The sequence below is a fragment of the Enterobacter cloacae complex sp.6700776 genome (assembly GCF_048284255.1).
Classification (GTDB): Bacteria; Pseudomonadota; Gammaproteobacteria; order Enterobacterales; family Enterobacteriaceae; genus Enterobacter; species Enterobacter intestinihominis.
This window is the reverse complement of record NZ_JBLVYK010000011.1, coordinates 66,490-87,255: the sequence shown is the minus strand read 5'-3', so window position 1 is coordinate 87,255 and position 20,766 is coordinate 66,490. Positions and strand designations below refer to the sequence as shown.

The 20,766-nt window shown below is 56.5% G+C and carries 22 protein-coding genes; 18 read left to right on the top strand and 4 right to left on the bottom strand.

The genetic code is table 11. The annotated features are described in order from the left end of the window. The first annotated feature begins 156 nt into the window (after positions 1–156). The 4 genes from qseE (at position 157) to glnB (ending at position 4,092) form a co-directional block, all read left to right on the top strand. On the top strand, positions 157–1,590 hold the full coding sequence (qseE, locus tag ACNQ0T_RS16140; RefSeq protein WP_032622390.1) for a two component system sensor histidine kinase QseE/GlrK: 1,434 nt from the start codon (positions 157–159) through the stop codon (positions 1,588–1,590). After that, the gene (gene qseG, locus ACNQ0T_RS16135; protein ID WP_032623754.1) at positions 1,587–2,339 is read left to right on the top strand and encodes a two-component system QseEF-associated lipoprotein QseG; all 753 of its coding nucleotides are present in this window, start codon (positions 1,587–1,589) and stop codon (positions 2,337–2,339) included. The genes qseE and qseG overlap by 4 nt, the downstream gene beginning before the upstream one ends. Then, positions 2,336–3,673: a two-component system response regulator GlrR gene (glrR, locus tag ACNQ0T_RS16130; protein WP_015572150.1), complete on the top strand. Its 1,338-nt coding sequence runs from the start codon at positions 2,336–2,338 to the stop codon at positions 3,671–3,673. Before qseG ends, glrR begins: the two co-directional genes overlap by 4 nt. 80 nt (positions 3,674–3,753) lie before the next feature. Further along, on the top strand, positions 3,754–4,092 hold the full coding sequence (gene glnB / locus ACNQ0T_RS16125) for a nitrogen regulatory protein P-II (RefSeq protein ID WP_003860685.1): 339 nt from the start codon (positions 3,754–3,756) through the stop codon (positions 4,090–4,092). An 80-nt stretch (positions 4,093–4,172) separates the two neighbouring features. On the opposite strand, the gene hmpA is transcribed toward glnB, so the two are convergent. Then, complete coding sequence (gene hmpA / locus ACNQ0T_RS16120) at positions 4,173–5,363, bottom strand: NO-inducible flavohemoprotein (protein ID WP_417930237.1); 1,191 nt, start codon at positions 5,361–5,363, stop codon at positions 4,173–4,175. A 304-nt stretch (positions 5,364–5,667) separates the two neighbouring features. On the opposite strand from hmpA, the gene glyA reads away from it, so the two are divergent. Beyond that, positions 5,668–6,921: a serine hydroxymethyltransferase gene (glyA, locus tag ACNQ0T_RS16115; protein ID WP_417930236.1), complete on the top strand. Its 1,254-nt coding sequence runs from the start codon at positions 5,668–5,670 to the stop codon at positions 6,919–6,921. Between the two features lie 53 nt (positions 6,922–6,974). On the opposite strand, the gene ACNQ0T_RS16110 is transcribed toward glyA, so the two are convergent. Continuing rightward, positions 6,975–7,397: a DoxX family protein gene (locus tag ACNQ0T_RS16110; protein WP_417930235.1), complete on the bottom strand. Its 423-nt coding sequence runs from the start codon at positions 7,395–7,397 to the stop codon at positions 6,975–6,977. A 172-nt stretch (positions 7,398–7,569) separates the two neighbouring features. Here ACNQ0T_RS16110 and ACNQ0T_RS16105 point away from each other — a divergent pair, with 172 nt between their 5' ends. Then, positions 7,570–8,709: a 3-phenylpropionate MFS transporter gene (locus ACNQ0T_RS16105; RefSeq protein ID WP_417930234.1), complete on the top strand. Its 1,140-nt coding sequence runs from the start codon at positions 7,570–7,572 to the stop codon at positions 8,707–8,709. Here the strand turns inward: ACNQ0T_RS16105 and csiE are convergent, their stop codons facing one another. Continuing rightward, entirely contained in the window at positions 8,710–9,987 is a 1,278-nt protein-coding gene (gene csiE / locus ACNQ0T_RS16100) for a stationary phase inducible protein CsiE (RefSeq protein ID WP_023300722.1), read from the bottom strand. 125 nt (positions 9,988–10,112) lie between these two features. Here csiE and ACNQ0T_RS16095 point away from each other — a divergent pair, with 125 nt between their 5' ends. Together ACNQ0T_RS16095 and ACNQ0T_RS16090 are read left to right on the top strand one after the other, a co-directional pair. Then, positions 10,113–10,751, top strand: a complete 639-nt coding sequence (locus ACNQ0T_RS16095; protein ID WP_417930233.1) for a DUF1007 family protein — start codon at positions 10,113–10,115, stop codon at positions 10,749–10,751. Continuing rightward, positions 10,742–11,722, top strand: coding sequence for a nickel/cobalt transporter (locus ACNQ0T_RS16090; RefSeq protein WP_417930232.1), 981 nt, complete (start codon positions 10,742–10,744; stop codon positions 11,720–11,722). The genes ACNQ0T_RS16095 and ACNQ0T_RS16090 overlap by 10 nt, the downstream gene beginning before the upstream one ends. A gap of 60 nt (positions 11,723–11,782) precedes the next feature. Here ACNQ0T_RS16090 and suhB read toward each other — a convergent pair whose 3' ends face one another. Next, positions 11,783–12,586, bottom strand: a complete 804-nt coding sequence (gene suhB / locus ACNQ0T_RS16085) for an inositol-1-monophosphatase (RefSeq protein ID WP_022649020.1) — start codon at positions 12,584–12,586, stop codon at positions 11,783–11,785. A gap of 132 nt (positions 12,587–12,718) precedes the next feature. On the opposite strand from suhB, the gene trmJ reads away from it, so the two are divergent. From trmJ to pepB, 10 genes are all read left to right on the top strand, one after another. Continuing rightward, positions 12,719–13,444: a tRNA (cytosine(32)/uridine(32)-2'-O)-methyltransferase TrmJ gene (gene trmJ / locus ACNQ0T_RS16080; protein WP_015572157.1), complete on the top strand. Its 726-nt coding sequence runs from the start codon at positions 12,719–12,721 to the stop codon at positions 13,442–13,444. Positions 13,445–13,680: 236 nt separating this feature from the next. Continuing rightward, a complete protein-coding gene (iscR, locus tag ACNQ0T_RS16075) occupies positions 13,681–14,172 on the top strand; it encodes a Fe-S cluster assembly transcriptional regulator IscR (protein WP_003860665.1) in 492 nt (163 codons plus the stop codon). 117 nt (positions 14,173–14,289) lie between these two features. Further along, a complete protein-coding gene (gene iscS / locus ACNQ0T_RS16070; RefSeq protein WP_006176692.1) occupies positions 14,290–15,504 on the top strand; it encodes a cysteine desulfurase in 1,215 nt (404 codons plus the stop codon). A gap of 24 nt (positions 15,505–15,528) precedes the next feature. Further along, positions 15,529–15,915, top strand: a complete 387-nt coding sequence (gene iscU, locus ACNQ0T_RS16065) for a Fe-S cluster assembly scaffold IscU (protein WP_003860661.1) — start codon at positions 15,529–15,531, stop codon at positions 15,913–15,915. Between the two features lie 13 nt (positions 15,916–15,928). Then, a complete protein-coding gene (gene iscA / locus ACNQ0T_RS16060; protein ID WP_003860659.1) occupies positions 15,929–16,252 on the top strand; it encodes an iron-sulfur cluster assembly protein IscA in 324 nt (107 codons plus the stop codon). A 198-nt stretch (positions 16,253–16,450) separates the two neighbouring features. Further along, complete coding sequence (gene hscB / locus ACNQ0T_RS16055) at positions 16,451–16,966, top strand: co-chaperone HscB (RefSeq protein WP_022649017.1); 516 nt, start codon at positions 16,451–16,453, stop codon at positions 16,964–16,966. A 14-nt stretch (positions 16,967–16,980) separates the two neighbouring features. Beyond that, positions 16,981–18,831, top strand: coding sequence for a Fe-S protein assembly chaperone HscA (gene hscA, locus ACNQ0T_RS16050; RefSeq protein WP_417930231.1), 1,851 nt, complete (start codon positions 16,981–16,983; stop codon positions 18,829–18,831). 1 nt (position 18,832) lies between these two features. Next, on the top strand, positions 18,833–19,168 hold the full coding sequence (gene fdx / locus ACNQ0T_RS16045; RefSeq protein ID WP_003860652.1) for an ISC system 2Fe-2S type ferredoxin: 336 nt from the start codon (positions 18,833–18,835) through the stop codon (positions 19,166–19,168). 1 nt (position 19,169) lies between these two features. Beyond that, positions 19,170–19,370, top strand: coding sequence for a Fe-S cluster assembly protein IscX (gene iscX, locus ACNQ0T_RS16040; RefSeq protein ID WP_417930230.1), 201 nt, complete (start codon positions 19,170–19,172; stop codon positions 19,368–19,370). 53 nt (positions 19,371–19,423) lie between these two features. Continuing rightward, complete coding sequence (gene pepB / locus ACNQ0T_RS16035; protein ID WP_022649015.1) at positions 19,424–20,710, top strand: aminopeptidase PepB; 1,287 nt, start codon at positions 19,424–19,426, stop codon at positions 20,708–20,710. The last annotated feature ends 56 nt before the right edge of the window (positions 20,711–20,766 follow it).

Genomic DNA, 20,766 nt, shown 5'->3' with positions numbered 1-20,766 from the left:
CTACTGATTATTGCAATGCTTTATCAGGCCAGGGCGAAACGTCGAGTTAGGCACCGCCTTATTCCATGACAAAGCCGGGTTTTTACCCGGCTTTGTTGTATCTGAAGGGCAGACTCAGTTACGCTCTCCTCAAACCCGGATGAAGAGAGTAATGTGTTGAAACGCTGGCCCGCTTTCCCTCGCTCCCTGCGACAGCTCGTTATGATGGCCTTCCTGCTGATCCTGCTACCTTTGCTGGTTCTGGCCTGGCAGGCCTGGCAAAGCCTGAACGCGTTAAGTGCACAGGCGGCCCTGACTAACCGCACCACGCTTATTGATGCTCGCCGTAGCGAGGCGATGACCAACGCCGCGCTTGAGATGGAGCGTAGCTATCGCCAGTACTGCGTGCTTGACGATCGCACGCTGGAGAGGGTCTATCAGAACCAGCGTAAACGCTACAGCGAAATGCTGGACGCCCACGCCGGGGTGCTGCCAGATGACAAACTCTATCAGGCGCTGCGTCAGGATCTGAACGATCTGGCGCAGCTCCAGTGCAAAAACAGCGGTCCTGATGCCGCCGCCGCCGCCCGACTTGAAGCCTTCGCGAACGCCAATACGGAGATGGTTCAGTCCACCCGTACGGTTATCTTTTCCCGTGGTCAGCAGCTCCAGCAGGAGATTGCCGAGCGCGGCCAGTTCTTCGGCTGGCAGGCGCTGGTGCTGTTCCTCGTCAGCCTGGGGCTGGTGCTGCTCTTTACCCGCATGATCATCGGCCCCGTGAAGGGGATCCAGCGGATGATTAACCGCCTGGGGGAGGGGAAATCTCTCGGGGATACGGTCGTTTTTAAAGGCCCGCGCGAGCTGCGCTCGGTCGGTCAACGCATCATCTGGCTTTCAGAGCGCCTGGCGTGGCTGGAATCGCAGCGCCACCAGTTCCTGCGCCATATCTCACACGAACTCAAAACGCCGCTGGCCAGCATGCGTGAAGGTACGGAACTGCTGGCCGACGAAGTGGCGGGGCCGTTAACCCCTGAGCAAAAAGAGATCGTGGCGATTCTGGATGCCAGCAGCCGCAATTTACAAAAGCTTATTGAACAACTGCTGGACTATAACCGCAAGCTGGCGGATGGTGCTGTGGTGCTTGAAAGCGTTGAGATTGAACCGCTGGTGGACATGGTGATCTCCGCCCATAGCCTGCCAGCAAGAGCTAAAATGATGCATACCCAGGTGGAACTCAACGCGCCAGCCTGTCTTGCAGAACCGATGCTGTTAATGAGCGTACTGGATAATCTTTATTCCAATGCGGTGCACTATGGTACTGAATCCGGTACCATTTATATCAGAAGCAATAACAACGGTTCGCGGGTATTTATTGACGTAGCGAATACCGGAAGCCCGATTCCGGATGATGAAAAAACGATGATCTTTGAACCCTTCTTCCAGGGGAGTCATCAGCGAAAAGGTGCGGTAAAAGGAAGTGGTCTGGGGCTGAGTATTGCCCGCGACTGCATACGACGCATGCAGGGTGAGCTTAACATCGTGAGTGATGAACGCGCCGATGTCTGTTTTCGTATCGAACTGCCTCTTGAGCCGGAAAAATCAATGAAATGAATAACAACCTGGTGAGTATGTCACACGTCTTTTACCGCGCACTGCGCGCGGTGTTTTCCAGCAAAAATGTGCGCCTCAGCCTGCCCTGCTTACTGCTGGCAGGCTGTGTAACCCATGCACCGAAAAGTGCAATTAGCCACAAACAGGAAGATAAATGGCCGCAAAAACAGCTGGCTGATTTCCTTTCGACACGTTGCGATGATATCTGGAGCCTGTCGGGGCGTGATGTTGAATCCAATCCTCTGTTCTGGCTGCGCGGAATAGACTGCGCCCAGCGGCTGGCGCCCGCTGAGGCCCGTGCCCAGGCGGCGATGCTGGTGGACGATACCTGGCAGGACGCATTTAAACGCGGGATCGTGATGGCGGATGCCAGAATCACGCCTGTCGAACGCCGCGCCAACGTGACGCGGCTGGATACTTACGTGATCAATATTCCCCCGCAGGTGCGCCCGGTCTATCAGCTCTGGCGGGACGGACAAACCCTGCAATTACAGCTGTCTGAAGAGCGTTTCCGCTACAGCAAATTGCAGCAGTCAAGCGACAGCGAGCTTGATGCGCTTCGCCAGCAGCAGGAGTCGCTGCGCGAGCAGCTGGAAACCACCACCCGCAAGCTCGAAAATCTGACCGATATCGAAAGACAGCTCTCGACGCGTAAGCCGGCAGGCAGCTATCTGCCTGATGGGTCGAAAGGCAACTCTGCCACGACGCCAGACAGTGAGACGCCGAAACAAGAGGATGTGAAGCCATGACAAGCCGTAAACCTGCCCATCTGTTACTGGTGGATGACGATCCCGGGCTGTTAAAGCTGCTGGGGATGCGTCTGGTCAGCGAAGGCTACAGCGTGGTCACCGCTGAAAGCGGGCAGGAGGGGCTGAAGGTGCTCAGCCGTGAGAAAATCGATCTGGTGATCAGCGATTTGCGCATGGATGAAATGGATGGCCTGCAACTGTTCACGGAGATCCAGAAGCAGCAGCCCGGGATGCCGGTGATTATCCTCACCGCTCACGGATCTATTCCTGATGCGGTGGCCGCGACGCAGCAGGGGGTATTCAGCTTCCTCACCAAACCGGTGGATAAAGACGCCCTCTATAAAGCGATCGACAGCGCCCTTGAGCATGCGGCGCCATCCGGCGACGACGCCTGGCGTGAATCCATCGTGACGCGTAGCCCTGTGATGCTGCGCCTGCTGGAACAGGCGCGGATGGTGGCGCAATCCGACGTTAGCGTGCTGATCAACGGCCAGAGCGGGACCGGGAAAGAGATCCTCGCCCAGGCGATCCACAACGCCAGCCCGCGCAGTAAAAATGCCTTTATTGCCATTAACTGTGGCGCGTTGCCGGAACAGCTGCTTGAGTCTGAGCTCTTCGGCCATGCCCGCGGCGCCTTTACCGGCGCGGTGAGCAGCCGTGAAGGGCTGTTCCAGGCGGCTGAGGGCGGCACGCTGTTTCTTGATGAAATTGGCGATATGCCCGCGCCGCTGCAGGTCAAATTGCTGCGCGTGTTGCAGGAGCGGAAAGTGCGTCCGCTCGGCAGCAACCGCGATATCGATATCAACGTGCGTATTATTTCCGCCACCCACCGTGATTTACCCAAGGTGATGGCGCGCAACGAGTTCCGCGAAGATCTCTACTATCGACTGAATGTCGTCAACCTGAAAATCCCGGCGCTGGCCGAGCGTGCGGAAGATATCCCGCTGCTGGCAAATCACCTTTTGCGCCAGGCCGCTGACCGCCACAAACCGTTTGTGCGCGCGTTCTCCACCGATGCGATGAAACGCCTGATGACCGCAAGCTGGCCGGGTAACGTACGCCAGCTGGTGAACGTGATTGAGCAGTGCGTGGCGTTGACGTCATCGCCGGTGATCAGCGATGCGCTGGTGGAGCAGGCGCTCGAGGGGGAAAACACGGCCTTACCGACATTTGCGGAAGCGCGAAATCAGTTCGAGCTGAACTATCTGCGCAAGCTGCTGCAAATCACCAAAGGCAACGTGACCCACGCGGCGCGCATGGCCGGGCGTAACCGTACCGAGTTCTATAAATTGCTCTCACGCCACGAGCTGGAAGCGAACGATTTTAAAGAGTAATACCGCAAAATTCGCCTGAATATGATACTGTGAGCAACCGATTACGAGGCTGCTTACTGGCAAGAGTTTAAGGACCCACCATGAAAAAAATTGATGCGATTATTAAACCTTTCAAACTGGATGATGTACGTGAAGCGCTGGCAGAAGTAGGCATCACCGGGATGACCGTAACTGAAGTGAAAGGTTTTGGTCGTCAGAAGGGCCACACCGAGCTATACCGTGGCGCAGAGTACATGGTGGACTTTCTGCCGAAAGTGAAAATCGAGATCGTGGTGAGCGATGATATCGTCGATACCTGTGTGGATACCATCATCCGCACGGCGCAGACCGGTAAAATTGGCGACGGGAAAATCTTCGTCTTTGACGTGGCGCGCGTGATCCGTATCCGTACCGGCGAAGAAGACGACGCGGCGATTTAACATTCTTGCCGGGTGGCGCTGCGCTTACCCGGCCTACAGAACCCTTCGCAGGTCCGTGCAAGCGCAGCGCCGCCGGGCGATTACAGCACTTTATGCGGGCCGAAACATTCGTAATGAATGTTGTCTTTGTTCACGCCCAGGTCTACCAGCTGCTTCGCGGCATACTGCATAAACGCTACCGGTCCACACACGTAGAACTGCATCCCCGGTGCGCTAAACGCCCCTTCGTGCTGCCCTAAATTCATCAGGCCTTCGCTGTCAAAACGTGCCGCTGCGCGGTCAGCTTCCGTGGGTAAACGATACCAGGTATGCGCGGTAAAGTGTGGCAGACCCGCTCCGAGCGCTTTCACTTCATCTGCAAAGGCGTGCACATCACCGTTTTCGGCCGCGTGGAACCAGTTAACCTGCGCGCTGTGGTTTGATTTTGCCAGCGTATCCAGCATCGCCAGCATTGGCGTTTGACCAACACCTGCGGAAATCAGCGTCACCGGGGTACCCGATTCCACCGCCATAAAGAAATCACCCGCTGGCGCGGCCAGATGAACGATATCACCCACGCTGGCGACGTTATGCAGCCAGCTGGATACCTGACCGCCTTCCTCACGTTTAACCGCAATGCGATAGCCTTTGCCGTCTGGCTTGCGGGTCAGGGAGTACTGGCGAATCTCCTGGTGCGGGAAGCCTTCAGGCTTCAGCCAGACGCCCAGATACTGCCCCGGCTGGTAATCGGCAACTGGCTGGCCGTCTACCGGCTCAAACTCAAAGCTGGTGATCAGTGCGCTGCGCGGGGTTTTCTCAACGATGCGGAAAGCACGCGTGCCTTCCCAGCCGCCATTCTTGCTGGCGTTTTCGCAGTAGATCTGCGCTTCACGGTTGATGAACACGTTTGCCAGCACGCCGTATGCCTTACCCCAGGCATCCAGCACTTCCTGGCCCGGGCTGAACATTTCGTCCAGGGTTGCCAGCAGGTGACTGCCCACGATGTTGTACTGCTCAGGTTTGATCTGGAAGCTGGTGTGCTTCTGCGCGATTTTTTCCACCGCAGGCAGCAGAGCCGGCAGGTTTTCGATGTTGCTGGCATAGGCGGCAATAGCGTTAAACAGCGCTTCGCGCTGATCGCCGTTACGCTGGTTGCTCATGTTGAAAATCTCTTTGAGCTCCGGGTTATGCGCGAACATGCGATCGTAGAAATGAGCGGTCAGTTTAGGACCCGTTTCAACCAGCAGGGGGATTGTGGCCTTCACGGTAGCGATGGTTTGGGCGTCGAGCATAGCAGCTTCCTTCTGATGTTACTTTAATGATGTATTTTATATGCATCTTATAAAAATACCCCTGCAATGTAAATGGTTCTTTGCATCGTGAAAAATATGCATCACAAAGCTGAAAAGAAATCCGTTGAAAATGGCGAGAGCTTTATTGCTCAAACCCTTGCGTGGCGTGGAGGTAAACGTTTGCGTAAAATCGTTTGTCAAGACCTGTTATCGCAGAACTATTCAGTTATACTGTTGCCCGTCGTCCAACAGGACTGCCTTTTCAGGCCAAAAATTTACTTGTTAGCTGAGTCAGGAGATGCGGATGTTAAAGCGTGAAATGAACATTGCCGATTATGATGCCGAACTGTGGCAGGCTATGGAGCAGGAAAAAGTACGTCAGGAAGAGCACATCGAACTGATCGCCTCCGAAAACTACACCAGCCCGCGCGTGATGCAGGCGCAGGGTTCTCAGCTGACCAACAAATATGCTGAAGGTTATCCGGGCAAGCGCTACTACGGCGGTTGCGAATACGTTGATATCGTTGAGCAACTGGCGATTGACCGTGCGAAAGAACTCTTTGGCGCTGACTACGCGAACGTCCAGCCGCACTCTGGCTCTCAGGCTAACTTCGCTGTTTACACCGCGCTGTTGCAGCCGGGCGATACCGTTCTGGGTATGAACCTGGCGCAGGGCGGCCACCTGACTCACGGCTCTCCGGTTAACTTCTCTGGCAAACTGTACAACATCATCCCTTACGGTATTAATGAGTCCGGTAAAATTGACTACGAAGACATGGCGAAGCAGGCCAAAGAGCACAAGCCGAAGATGATCATCGGTGGCTTCTCTGCTTACTCCGGCATCGTTGACTGGGCAAAAATGCGTGAAATCGCTGACAGCATCGGCGCGTACCTGTTCGTCGACATGGCGCACGTTGCCGGTCTGATTGCGGCAGGCGTTTACCCGAACCCGGTTCCACATGCGCACGTTGTGACCACCACTACCCACAAAACCCTGGCGGGTCCACGCGGTGGCCTGATCCTGGCGAAAGGCGGTGACGAAGAGCTGTACAAAAAGCTGAACTCCGCCGTGTTCCCAAGCGCCCAGGGCGGCCCGCTGATGCACGTTATCGCCGCGAAAGCTGTCGCGCTGAAAGAAGCGATGGAGCCAGAGTTCAAGGTTTATCAGCAGCAGGTTGCTAAAAACGCCAAAGCGATGGTGGAAGTGTTCCTGAACCGTGGCTACAAAGTGGTCTCTGGCGGGACTGAAAACCACCTGTTCCTGCTGGACCTGGTTGATAAGAACCTGACCGGTAAAGAAGCTGACGCAGCCCTCGGCCGCGCCAACATCACCGTCAACAAAAACAGCGTGCCAAACGATCCGAAGAGCCCGTTCGTGACGTCCGGTATCCGTATCGGTTCTCCGGCCGTCACTCGCCGCGGCTTTAAAGAAGCGGAAGTGAAAGAGCTGGCCGGCTGGATGTGTGACGTTCTGGACAACATCAATGACGACGCGGTTATCGAGCGCGTTAAAGGTAAAGTTCTGGACATCTGCGCACGCTTCCCGGTGTACGCATAATTCTCTGCGTTACAGAACTGAAAAAGGCCGCTCATGCGGCCTTTTTTTATGGGCTAACGTCGGTCGAGGGAGATGGCCCCCGGCCCGGTAATCGCCAGCAAAATAAAGCCGCCAGCGATACTCACATTTTTGTAGAAGTTAATCATATTTGGCAGAACCGCATCGCCCGTCATATCCCAGTAGTGGTGACCAATCACCGCCGTTCCCAGCGTATAGAAGACAAAGATTACCGCGAGGGGGCGGGTAAAAAAGCCCAGAACGATCAGAATCGCGGCGGGGATTTCCATTACCACCGCAATAATCGCGGCCAGCATGGGCATGGGGGCGCCGAGCGACGTCATGTACTGAACGGTGCCGCTAAACCCCGTCAGCTTGGGATAACCGAAAATAATAAACAGGACCACGATAGCAATGCGGGCAATTAAAAGCAGGAGAGAACGAGAGGATCCGAAATCGAAATAACGTAAGCTGTTCATGGCAAACGACCTCTTCAGGCGATGTCTTATAAACGTAATACAGTTTTACCGCTCTCGCCATACGCTGTACGGCTGGTGATGATGTTAATTTTTAGTTAATTTATAGCGCGCTAACGACTTGCTAAAGTCAGGGATTAACGCCAGACTATCGCCTCCATTTCGGGAGGGATTCATGGTCTTGCATTCCACGCGCTGGCTGGCGCTCAGCTATTTCACCTATTTCTTTAGTTACGGTATTTTTTTGCCTTTCTGGAGCGTCTGGCTCAAGGGAATTGGTCTGACGCCTGAGACCATCGGCATCCTGCTGGGCGCGGGGCTGGTGGCACGCTTCCTGGGTAGTCTGCTGATTGCGCCCCGCGTCAGCGATCCCTCCTTACTGATTAAAGCGGTGCGAATTCTGGCCCTGCTGACGCTGGTCTTTGCGGCCTGCTTCTGGGTCAGCCATCAGTTTGCCTGGCTGATGGTGGTAATGGTTGGCTTTAACCTGTTCTTCTCCCCGCTGGTACCGCTGACGGATGCCCTGGCGAACACCTGGCAAAAGCAGATCACCATGGACTATGGACGCGTGCGCCTGTGGGGATCGATTGCCTTCGTGATTGGCTCTGCGCTGGTCGGGAAACTGGTCAGCCTCTATGACTATCGCGCCATTCTGGCCCTGTTAACGCTCGGCATCGCCTCGATGCTGCTCGGTATGTTGCTGCGTCCGTCGGTGATGCCGCAGGGCGAAAGCCGCCATCAGGAGAGCGCTGGCTGGCCCGCCTGGCGCTCGCTGGTGGCGCAAAGCTGGCGTTTCCTGGCCTGCGTCTGTCTGCTTCAGGGGGCGCATGCGGCCTATTACGGCTTCAGCGCCATCTACTGGCAGGGGGCGGGCTACTCGGCTTCTGCGGTAGGCTACCTGTGGTCGCTCGGCGTGGTAGCGGAGGTCATTATCTTCGCGCTGAGCCAAAAACTGTTCCGTCGTTTCGGGGCGCGTGACCTGCTGCTGCTTTCCGCCGTTTGCGGCGTAGCGCGCTGGGGCATCATGGGCTGGACGACGGATCTGCCGTGGCTGATTGTGGCGCAAATTCTGCACTGCGGAACCTTCACCGTCTGCCATTTGGCGGCGATGCGCTATATCGCGGCGCGAGAGGGTGGTGACGTTATTCGTCTTCAGGCAGTCTATTCAGCGGTGGCGATGGGCGGCAGTATTGCGGTGATGACCGTATTTGCCGGTTTCCTCTATCAGTACCTGGGCCACGGTGTGTTCTGGGTAATGGCGCTGGTCGCTTTACCGGCCATCGTCATCCGCCCTAAAGTCGCTGCTCGCACGTAACTAAGATTCGAGCATAACGCGAATATGTTCCTGCTGCTGCGTGTTCAGGGTCTCAACGGCATGAATGAGCGGCGGCGAGAACAGCGGCAGGGCGGTTGGATAAGGCGTAATAACCAGCGCCGCCTCGCGGGGGGCGCCCTCCTTCTTAAACGCTTCCAGGCTAAGATAACGAATATTGAGCGGCAGCAGCGTTAGCTCGCGAAGCTGCTGCTCAATTAACTCCTCGCAGGCTTTATCTTCCCCCGTTAACAGGACCACCTGTTTTTCATGAAGATCGGTTTCCTGCATCAGCCAGGCACCAAAAATCACCGCCACCAGAGCCATCTCTTCACCGGAGAATCGCAGGCCAAATTCGGCTTCCAGCTCAAACAGCGCCTCTTTAGTGGTGCGCAGCAGCCGGGGGTATAGACGGTGGATCTCTTCCGGCAGACTGTTGTCGATGCCGATGTCAAATAAGGAGCGGTCCAGCGCCTGAGCCAGATGAATATACAGCTGATCGGTCAGCCCTTGCTCATCGCTGAAGTTCATCCCGGTTTGCGCCCGGAAACGGGCAATCATACGCACGATGGCCCGACGCAGGCGCTGATCCTGCTGGTGTTTATCCAGTACCGGGTCGGGTGTGCGGAGCATCATAAACAGCAGCGCCAGGAACAGCTGTTCATCACAGTGCGTTCCCTGCGGGACGCGCCGTTTCCAGTGACGGACAATTTCCTGCGCCGTAAAGTATTCCCCTCTCGATTGCGTCCAGCTGCGCTGAACGGGTGAAAACTCCGGCGTATTGCCCAGATGATGCTGAATCAGACAATATTGCAGATAAAGCTGTAAAAACTGTACGTCGCGGGACTCAAACTGGCGCTGAAGCTTGCGCGCGCAAAAGTTGATAAGCGCCCGAAGGTTCGCATCGTCATAAAGCGGGCGGGCAATGCCGTGCTGTTTGAGCGCGGTTTTTAAGGCAGGGGTAAACTGTTGGGCGACAAAATGTGGACACAGCCGAAGCGCCCTGCGCAGCCAGTGCAGCAGGCACAAACGCTGATTCAGGGCGGAGCCCTCAATACGGTAGCAACCGTCATGGTGCGTGACGATATCAAGCCGATGATAGCGCTGGATTTCATCGCGTGTCTCGGCTATATCTTGCCGTGCCAGGACGTCGTCCACGCCATTGGCAGCGATTATGCTCTGTGCGGTGACGGCAGCATCGGGCAGGTAAAGCATCAAAAGCACCTGGCAACGGCGCTGCGAACTGGAAAGCACAGATGGAATTTCAAGCGTCGTCATCATCTGTCGGGTATCCAGTGTGAATGTTTGATAAGAATAGCTAAAGGATGGGCGCTGAAAAGCGCGCCGGCAGGCCTTTCATTCAGGATTGCTGGCGAACATCACAGAATTTTTGACGTGAGGAATTGATGCAAACAGTTAAACAAAGCGTGACAGCGTTATTTTTGGCGGTTATCACCTCCGCCGCCAGCGCACATCCTCACAGCTTTATCAGCCTGAAAACCGAACTGGTGACGGACGGCACACAGCTCAGCGGCCTGAAGATGCGCTGGACGATGGATGAAATCACCTCCGCCGACCTGCTGTACGATGCCGGAAACGCAAAGCCCGGCGACGAGATCTGGAAAAAGCTGGCGGCGGAAGTCATGGCCAACGTGCTGGGTCAGCACTACTTCACCGAGTTCTGGCACAACGGACAAAAGGTGAAATTTCTTAACCGTCCCACGGAGTACGGTATGACCCGCGACGGCCATCAGGCGGTGCTGACGTTTATCCTTCCGCTGGCGCACCCTCAGCCGCTGGCCGGGCAGAAGTACAGGTTTTCCACGTTTGACCCAACCTACTATGTCGATATGCATTACGCCCAGGACAGCGACGTACAGTTGCCAGAAATATTGCAAAAAAGCTGCAAAATTGCCGTGCACACGCCGATGCCCAGTGAAGAGACGCTGAACTTTGCCGTTTCCCTTGATAAAGAAGATGCGCCCCCAGAAGACATGGAATTAGGAAAACAGTTTGCGCAGGAGGTGACGTTGCAATGTCAGTGATCTCCTCTCCCGTCAGTAAGCCGCGTCGCTGGCTGCACCTCTGGCCTCTGGCGCTCTTTTTGCTGTTAGCGTCTGGCGGCGCGCTCTGGCTGTGGCAGGCATGGCCGCAGGTGATGATGAAAAGTATCCTCTGGCAGCGGGAAGTTAATCAGCAGATGAGCGGGCTGCTGAAAGCCGTGGCGGAAAATCCGTCCAAAGCGGGCGGCTCTCTTCTGGCGTTCAGCTTTATCTATGGCGTGCTGCATGCCCTGGGGCCGGGGCACGGCAAAATCGTCATCACGACCTGGCTTGCCACCCATCCGTCGAAGCTGAAATCGAGTATCGGCCTGACGCTGGCTTCCTCTTTACTTCAGGGCGGTGTGGCAATTGCGCTGGTCGTGGTCGTCCTTTCGCTGCTACAGCTCCCGGCCCGCCAGCTGCATATGAGCAGCTTCTGGCTGGAGAAGGGAAGTTACGCGCTGGTAGGCGTGTTGGGGCTGATCCTCTGCCTGAGGGCGCTGAAAAAATTGCGCGCGTTGCTGCAAAAACCAAAATTCAAAATCTTTACGCCGCATCACCTTCACCATGAAAACTGCGGGTGCGGGCATCAGCATCTGCCGACGCAGGAACAATTACAGAATGGTGACGACTGGCATGCGCGCCTGATGATTGTTCTCTCAATGGGGATGCGTCCGTGCTCGGGCGCAATCATGGTGCTGTTGTTCAGCAAAGTGATAGGTGTATTTGGCTGGGGCATGATCTCGGCGCTGGCGATGGCGGCGGGAACATCTCTGACTATCTCTTCGTTAGCCTTGCTGGTGCACAGCTTCCGTCAGCTGGCGGTAAAACTCAGCGGCAATAAAACGCCGGTATTGTGGCGACAGGTTGGCTGGACGACGCTTGCGCTGGCGGGCGGGGTGATTCTGCTGGTGGCTGCGGTCACGATGTGGATAAGTGCGGTGCCGGTGGGAAGGGGGTTGCGGCCTTTTTAGCCATACCTGAGGGGTTTGTAGGCCCGGTAAGCGTAGCGCCACCGGGCTTAACAGACTGGATTAACGCTTCAGCGCATCGCTCAGTTCTTCACGCATGTTTGCCAGCATGGCTTTAACAACGCGCGGGTTACCTGCAACGATGTTGCCGGTAGACATATAGTTATGGCCGCCGGTGAAGTCACAAACAATCGCGCCAGCTTCACGTGCGATCAGCTCGCCCGCCGCGAAGTCCCACGGCTTCAGTGACAGCTCAAAGTAACCGTCAACGCGGCCGGTCGCCACGTAGGCCAGATCCAGTGCAGCAGAGCCGGTGCGACGGAAGTCCGCGCATTCGGTGAACAGTTTGCCGAGGATATTCATATAAGTGGTTGCGTGCTGCTTCGCCTTGAACGGGAAGCCGGTCGCCAGAATCGTGCCGTCCAGATCGCGTGCATTGCTGCAGCGCAGACGGTAGCCGTTCAGCTGCGCGCCCTGACCGCGGGTCGCGGTGAACAGTTCGTTACGCATTGGATCGTAAACAACGGCGACTTCAGTACGGCCTTTGATGCGTACTGCGATAGACACAGAGAAGTGTGGCAGGCGCTTAACGAAGTTGGTGGTGCCATCCAGTGGATCGATAACCCATTGAACATCCTGATCGGTACCTTCATGTTCACCGCTTTCTTCGGTGATGATGGTGTGCTGCGGGTAAGATTTGCGGATCGTTTCGATAATAATCGCTTCGGCGGCTTTATCGACGTTAGTCACGAAATCATTGCTGCCTTTCTGGCTGGTTTCTACGGAGTCTGGGGTTTCGTAGTGTTTGGCAATTACATTACCCGCCTTGCGCGCTGCGCGCACGGCGATGGTCAGCATCGGATGCATCGGTCTCTCTCACTGGATGTTAAAGAACAGGAAAATCGGCGCAGAGTATAGCAGCGGGATCGGATTATGTCTCTCGTTTATGATAATATGCCCGAATATTCTTCAGACACTGAATCCAGACATCTAAAAATTATGCTGCAAAACATTCGAATCGTGCTGGTCGAAACATCGCACACCGGCAACATGGGCTCTGTGGCCCGCGCTATGAAAACCATGGGCTTAACGAACCTGTGGCTGGTTAATCCGCTGGTGAAACCAGACTCTCAGGCTATTGCGCTGGCGGCCGGCGCCAGCGACGTGATCGGGAATGCACAGATTGTGGACACCCTGGACGAAGCCCTGGCCGGTTGCAGTCTGGTGGTGGGGACCAGCGCGCGCTCCCGTACGCTGCCCTGGCCGATGCTGGACCCGCGCGAATGCGGCCTGAAAAGTATCTCAGAAGCGGAACAGGCGCCGGTTGCGCTGGTGTTTGGTCGTGAACGCGTTGGCCTGACCAACGAGGAACTACAGAAGTGTCACTACCACGTGGCGATTGCCGCAAACCCGGAATACAGCTCGCTGAACCTGGCGATGGCGGTGCAGGTGATTGCCTACGAAGTGCGCATGGCATGGCTGGCGACGCAGGAAAAACCGGTCGAACCTAAAGAAGAGACGGCCTACCCGCTGGTGGACGATCTGGAGCGCTTCTACGGCCACCTGGAGCAGACGCTGCTCTCTACCGGCTTTATCCGTGAAGGCCATCCAGGGCAGGTGATGAACAAGCTGCGCCGTATGTTCACCCGCGCGCGTCCGGAAAGCCAGGAGCTGAACATCCTGCGCGGGATCCTGGCGTCGATTGAGCAGAAGAATAAAGAGTAGTGCCGTGTGTTCGCCGGGTGGCGCTTCGCTTACCCGGCCTACAAAGCCCGTAGGCCCGTGCAAGCGCAGCGCCGCCGGGCAAAAAATACGGCACAGAAGGTTAAATACCTGACTAAAACAGTCAAGTAAATAGTTGACCAATTTAGTCAGGAATGTCAGACTTGGCCCTGCTATGCAATACCCCCATTTTACAATAAAAAACCCCGGGCAGGGGCGAGTTTGAGGTTAAGTAAGACATGAGACTGACATCTAAAGGGCGTTATGCCGTGACCGCGATGCTGGACGTTGCGCTCAACTCCGAAGCGGGCCCGGTTCCGTTGGCTGATATTTCTGAACGACAGGGGATCTCCCTCTCTTATCTGGAACAGCTGTTCTCCAGACTGCGTAAAAATGGACTGGTGTCCAGCGTTCGTGGCCCGGGCGGCGGTTATCTGCTGGGTAAAGACGCGGGCAGTATTGCGGTTGGCGAAGTGATTAGCGCAGTTGACGAATCCGTTGACGCGACCCGTTGCCAGGGCAAAGGCGGCTGCCAGGGCGGCGATAAATGCCTGACCCACGCGCTGTGGCGCGATCTGAGCGACCGTCTGACCGGCTTCCTGAATAACATCACCCTGGGTGAGCTGGTTAATAACCAGGAAGTTCTGGATGTTTCTGGTCGTCAGCACAGTCAGGATTCACAACGCAGCACCCGCACGCAGGACGCCATCGACGTTAAACTGCGCGCGTAATTAAAAAGATAAGTATTCAGAATCAGGCCGGGGTGGTCACACCCCGCGTACTCGGTCGTACATCCAGCCGGTTGCCTGATTCCTTGCATTGAAGCGATGTACGGAGTTTATAGAGCAATGAAATTACCGATTTATCTCGACTACTCCGCAACCACGCCGGTGGACCCGCGTGTTGCCGAGAAAATGATGCAGTGTCTGACCCTGGACGGAAACTTTGGTAACCCAGCTTCCCGTTCACACCGTTTTGGCTGGCATGCTGAAGAGGCGGTTGATATCGCCCGTAATCAGATTGCTGACCTGGTCGGTGCCGACCCGCGTGAAATTGTTTTCACCTCCGGTGCGACCGAATCCGACAACCTGGCGATCAAAGGTGCAGCCAACTTTTATCAGAAAAAAGGCAAGCACATCATCACCAGCAAAACCGAACACAAAGCCGTGCTGGACACCTGCCGTCAGCTGGAGCGTGAAGGGTTCGAAGTGACTTACCTGGCGCCGCAGAGCAACGGGATCATCGACCTGAAAGAGCTCGAAGCGGCGATGCGTGATGACACCATTCTGGTTTCCATCATGCACGTTAACAACGAAATCGGTGTTGTGCAGGACATCGCCACCATCGGCGAAATGTGCCGTGCGCGCGGCATCATCTACCACGTGGATGCGACCCAGAGCGTGGGCAAACTGCCTATTGACCTGAGCCAGCTGAAAGTGGACCTGATGTCCTTCTCCGGTCACAAAATCTATGGCCCGAAAGGCATCGGCGCGCTGTACGTTCGTCGTAAGCCACGTATCCGCATCGAAGCACAGATGCACGGCGGCGGTCACGAGCGCGGCATGCGTTCCGGTACTTTGCCTGTTCACCAGATCGTGGGGATGGGCGAAGCGTATCGCATCGCGAAAGAAGAGATGGAAAGCGAGATGGCACGCCTGCGTACGCTGCGTAACCGTCTTTGGGACGGCGTGAAGGATATGGAAGAAGTCTATCTGAACGGCGATCTCGAGCAGGGCGCGCCCAACATCCTCAACGTCAGCTTCAACTATGTTGAAGGCGAGTCGCTGATCATGGCGCTGAAAGACCTGGCCGTTTCTTCCGGTTCTGCCTGTACGTCTGCAAGCCTGGAGCCATCCTACGTGCTGCGTGCGCTGGGCATGACTGACGAGCTGGCGCACAGCTCTATCCGTTTCTCTTTAGGTCGTTTCACTACCGAAGAAGAGATTGACTACACCATCAAACTGGTTCGTAACTCCATCGGCCGTCTGCGCGACCTTTCTCCACTGTGGGAAATGTTCAAGCAGGGCGTGGATCTGAACAGCATTGAATGGTCACATCACTAATCGGTACATAAGGAGAATTCAATCATGGCATACAGCGAAAAAGTTATCGATCATTACGAGAACCCGCGCAACGTTGGCTCTTTTGACAACAGCGACGAATCTGTCGGTAGCGGTATGGTTGGCGCGCCAGCGTGTGGCGACGTGATGAAGTTGCAGATTAAAGTCAACAATGAAGGTATCATTGAAGACGCGCGCTTCAAGACCTACGGCTGCGGTTCTGCTATCGCCTCCAGCTCCCTGGTCACCGAGTGGGTGAAGGGCAAGTCTCTGGACGAAGCACAGGCAATCAAAAACACGGACATTGCTGAAGAACTCGAACTGCCGCCGGTGAAAATTCACTGTTCAATTCTGGCAGAAGACGCGATCAAAGCCGCCATTGCGGATTACAAAAGCAAACGTGAAGCAAAATAATTGAGGTTTGAGTATGTCGATTACCCTTAGCGACAGCGCTGCCGCGCGAGTAAGCTCTTTTCTGGCGAACCGTGGTAAAGGCTTTGGCCTGCGACTGGGCGTACGTACCTCCGGCTGTTCTGGTATGGCTTACGTACTGGAGTTTGTTGACGAACCGGCGTCTGATGACACCGTGTTTGAAGACAAGGGCGTGAAGGTGGTGGTCGATGGCAAAAGCCTGCAATTTCTCAACGGCACTCAGCTGGACTTTGTAAAAGAAGGCCTGAACGAAGGGTTCAAATTTACGAACCCGAACGTCAAAGACGAGTGTGGTTGCGGCGAAAGCTTCCACGTTTAACCGCGTTACGCTGTTATACCGATTAATTCGTGTTGCAGAAAGGCGGCAAGCGAGTGAATCCCCGGGAGCTTACTTAAGTAAGTGACTGGGGTGAACGAGCGCAGACAACGCATCTGCAGCGCGAAGTAAGAAGGTATAACCCCACCGTGGCTGTGCTACGCGTGGGGTTTGTTCTAACAGGCTACCCCTGAGATTGTTATGGATTACTTCACTCTCTTCGGACTACCCGCTCAATACCCGATTGATCTCCAGGCGCTGACGATCCGTTTTCAGGATCTCCAGCGTCAGTACCATCCGGATAAATTCGCCAGCGGGACGCAGGCAGAGCAGCTGGCTGCGGTATCACACTCCGCAACCATCAACCAGGCCTGGCAAACGCTGCGTCATCCGCTGGCGCGTGCAGAATATCTGCTCTCGCTCCACGGTTTTGATCTGGCGAGCGAACAGCATACCGTGCGCGACACCGCGTTTCTGATGGAGCAGCTGGAGCTTCGCGAAGAGCTGGATGAAATTGAACAGGCTAAAGACGAAGCGCGTCTGGAACGTTTTCTCCAGCGCGTAAAGGGCATGTTCGATACCCGCCATCAGCAGATGGTTGAGCAACTGAACAACGAGACCTGGGACGTGGCGGCAGACACTGTGCGCAAACTCCGTTTTCTCGATAAACTGCGAAGCAGTGCTGAACAACTCGAAGAAAAGCTGCTCGATTTTTAATTTCGGAAGCAATTATGGCCTTATTACAAATTAGTGAGCCAGGCTTTAGCGCCGCACCGCACCAGCGTCGTCTGGCGGTCGGTATTGACCTGGGCACCACCAATTCTCTCGTGGCGACCGTGCGTAGCGGCCAGGCGGAAACGCTGGCTGACGAGCAGGGCCGCCATCTGCTGCCTTCCGTGGTCCACTACCAGCAGCAGGGTCACGCTGTCGGCTTTGATGCCCGCGCCAATGCCGCGCGCGATCCGGCTAACACCATCAGCTCGGTTAAGCGCATGATGGGCCGCTCGCTGGCGGATATCCAGACCCGTTATCCGCATCTGCCGTACCAGTTACAGGCCAGCGAAAACGGCCTGCCGATGATTGCGACATCTGCCGGTCTGCTGAACCCGATTCGTGTTTCTGCTGACATCCTCAAAGCGCTGGCGGCGCGCGCGACGGCGACGCTCGGTGGCGATCTGGACGGCGTGGTAATCACCGTTCCGGCCTACTTCGACGATGCACAACGTCAGGGCACCAAAGACGCCGCGCGTCTGGCGGGCCTGCACGTGCTGCGTCTGCTGAACGAACCGACAGCGGCAGCCATTGCCTACGGCCTCGATTCCGGTCAGGAAGGGGTGATTGCGGTTTACGATCTCGGCGGCGGGACGTTTGATATCTCTATCCTGCGCTTAAGCCGCGGTGTGTTCGAAGTGCTGGCCACCGGCGGGGATTCCGCGCTCGGCGGCGATGACTTCGACCATCTGCTGGCGGACTACATCCGCGAGCAGGCGGGCATCAGCGATCGCAGCGATGCGCGCGTCCAGCGTGAACTGCTGGATGCGGCCATCGACGCCAAAATCGCCCTGAGCGATGCGCAGTCCGTCAGCGTGAACGTCGCAGGCTGGCAGGGTGAGATCACCCGCGACCAGTTCAGCGAACTGATTGCGCCTCTGGTTAAGCGTACCCTACTGGCCTGCCGTCGCGCATTGAAAGATGCGGGTGTTGAGGCTAACGAGGTGCTGGAAGTGGTCATGGTTGGCGGCTCAACCCGCGTGCCGCTGGTACGTGAGCGCGTAGGGGAATTCTTTGGCCGCACGCCGCTGACCTCTATCGACCCGGACAAAGTGGTTGCCGTGGGTGCCGCTATCCAGGCCGATATCCTGGTCGGCAACAAGCCGGACAGCGAAATGCTGCTGCTGGACGTCATCCCGCTGTCTCTGGGTTTAGAAACCATGGGCGGCCTGGTGGAGAAAGTCATTCCCCGTAACACCACCATTCCGGTGGCGCGCGCGCAGGAGTTTACGACCTTCAAAGACGGCCAGACCGCGATGTCCATCCACGTGATGCAGGGCGAGCGCGAGCTGGTGCAGGACTGCCGCTCTCTGGCGCGCTTTGCGCTGCGCGGAATTCCGGCGCTGCCGGCGGGCGGGGCGCATATTCGCGTCACCTTCCAGGTGGATGCGGACGGTCTCCTGAGCGTGACGGCGATGGAAAAATCCACCGGCGTCGAATCGTCCATTCAGGTGAAGCCGTCCTACGGCCTGACCGATGGCGAAATCGCCTCCATGATTCAGGACTCAATGAGCTACGCCGAGCAGGATGTGAAGGCGCGTATGCTGGCGGAACAAAAAGTGGAAGCCGCACGCGTGCTGGAGAGCCTGAACGGCGCGCTCGCTGCCGACGCCGCGCTGTTAAGCGCCGCTGAGCGCCAGGTGATTGACGAGGCTGCCGCGCGCTTAAGCGTAGTCGCCGAAGGCAATGACGCTGACGCAATAGAAGAAGCCATTAAAAACGTTGATAAACAAACCCAGGACTTCGCTGCTCGCCGCATGGACAAATCTGTCCGCGTCGCGCTGAAAGGCCAGTCCGTGGACGAGGTTTAATATGCCAAAGATTGTTATTTTGCCTCATGCGGACCTCTGTCCGGATGGCGCTGTTCTGGAAGCGAAGACCGGTGAAACCATTCTCGATGTAGCCCTGCGTGCAGGTATCGAAGTGGAACACGCCTGTGAAAAATCCTGTGCCTGCACCACCTGCCACTGCATCGTGCGTGAAGGTTTTGATTCTCTCGCCGAGAGCACCGAAGACGAAGACGACATGCTGGACAAAGCATGGGGTCTGGAGCCAGACAGCCGCTTAAGCTGCCAGGCGGCGGTGACCGATGAAGATCTGGTCGTGGAATTCCCACGCTACACCATCAACCACGCACGCGAGCATTAATATGGGACTGAAGTGGACAGACAGCCGTGAAATCGGCGAAGCGCTCTACGACGCGAACCCGGATCTCGATCCGAAGACCGTACGATTCACCGACATGCATCAGTGGATCTGCGATTTAGAGGATTTTGACGACGATCCAAACGCATCCAATGAAAAAATTCTGGAGGCGATTCTGTTAGTCTGGTTAGATGAAGCAGATTAAATCACTTAACGGGCTGCCTTCAGGCGGCCCGTTTGCTAATAAGGACAAATAAAATGACCGAAGCGATGAAGATTACGCTCTCCACGCAGCCAGCCGACGCACGCTGGGGCGAGAAAGCCACCTGGAGCATCAATAACGACGGTATTACCCTGCACCTGACGGGTAACGATGATTTGGGCCTGATCCAGCGCGCCGCGCGTAAAATTGACGGCCTGGGCATTAAGCATGTCACTCTGGCTGGCGAAGGCTGGGACACAGACCGCAGCTGGGCTTTCTGGGCGGGTTACAAAGGGCCGAAAGGCACCCGTAAAATTGAGTGGGCGAACCTCGATGAAGCCGGTCAGAAAGAGCTGGAAAGCCGCCTGAAAATTATCGACTGGGTGCGCGACACCATCAACGCCCCGGCGGAAGAGTTGGGGCCTGAGCAGCTGGCGCAGCGCGCGGTTGACCTGCTGTGCGGCGTGGCGGACGACAAGATGTCCTACCGCATCACCAAAGGTGAAGACCTGCGCGAACAAAATTACATGGGTATCCACACCGTGGGTCGTGGCTCCGAGCGTCCTCCGGTCCTGCTGGCGCTGGATTACAACCCAACCGGCGATAAAGAAGCGCCGGTCTTTGCCTGTCTGGTCGGGAAAGGTATCACCTTCGATACCGGCGGTTACAGCCTGAAGCAGAGCGCGTTCATGGATTCCATGAAGTCCGACATGGGCGGCGCGGCGACCATTACCGGCGCGCTGGCGTTCGCCATCACCCGTGGTCTGAACAAACGCGTGAAGCTCTACCTGTGCTGCGCGGATAACATGGTGAGTGGCAATGCCTTCAAGCTGGGCGACATCATTCGCTACCGCAACGGTAAAAATGTTGAGGTGATGAACACCGATGCCGAAGGCCGTCTGGTGCTGGCCGATGGCCTGATCGACGCCTCTGCGCAGAAGCCGGAGCTGATTATCGACATGGCGACCCTGACCGGCGCGGCGAAAACTGCCCTTGGCAACGATTACCATGCGCTGTTCAGCTTCGACGACAAGCTGGCCGCTCGCCTGCTGGCCAGCGCGGCGGCGGAAAACGAGCCGTTCTGGCGTCTGCCGCTGGCCGAGTTCCACCGCAGCCAGCTGCCGTCTAACTTCGCCGAGCTGAACAACACCGCGAGCGCGGCGTACCCGGCGGGAGCCAGCACAGCAGCAGGCTTCCTGTCTCACTTCGTTGAGAACTACCATGAAGGCTGGCTGCACATTGACTGCTCCGCAACCTACCGTAAAGCGGCGGTTGAGCAGTGGTCAGCAGGCGCAACCGGTCTGGGTGTGCGTACCGTGGCGAACCTGCTGACGGCTGAGTGATCTTTTTTGCCGGGTGGCGCTACGCTTACCCGGCCTACAAAACCCGTAGGCCCGTG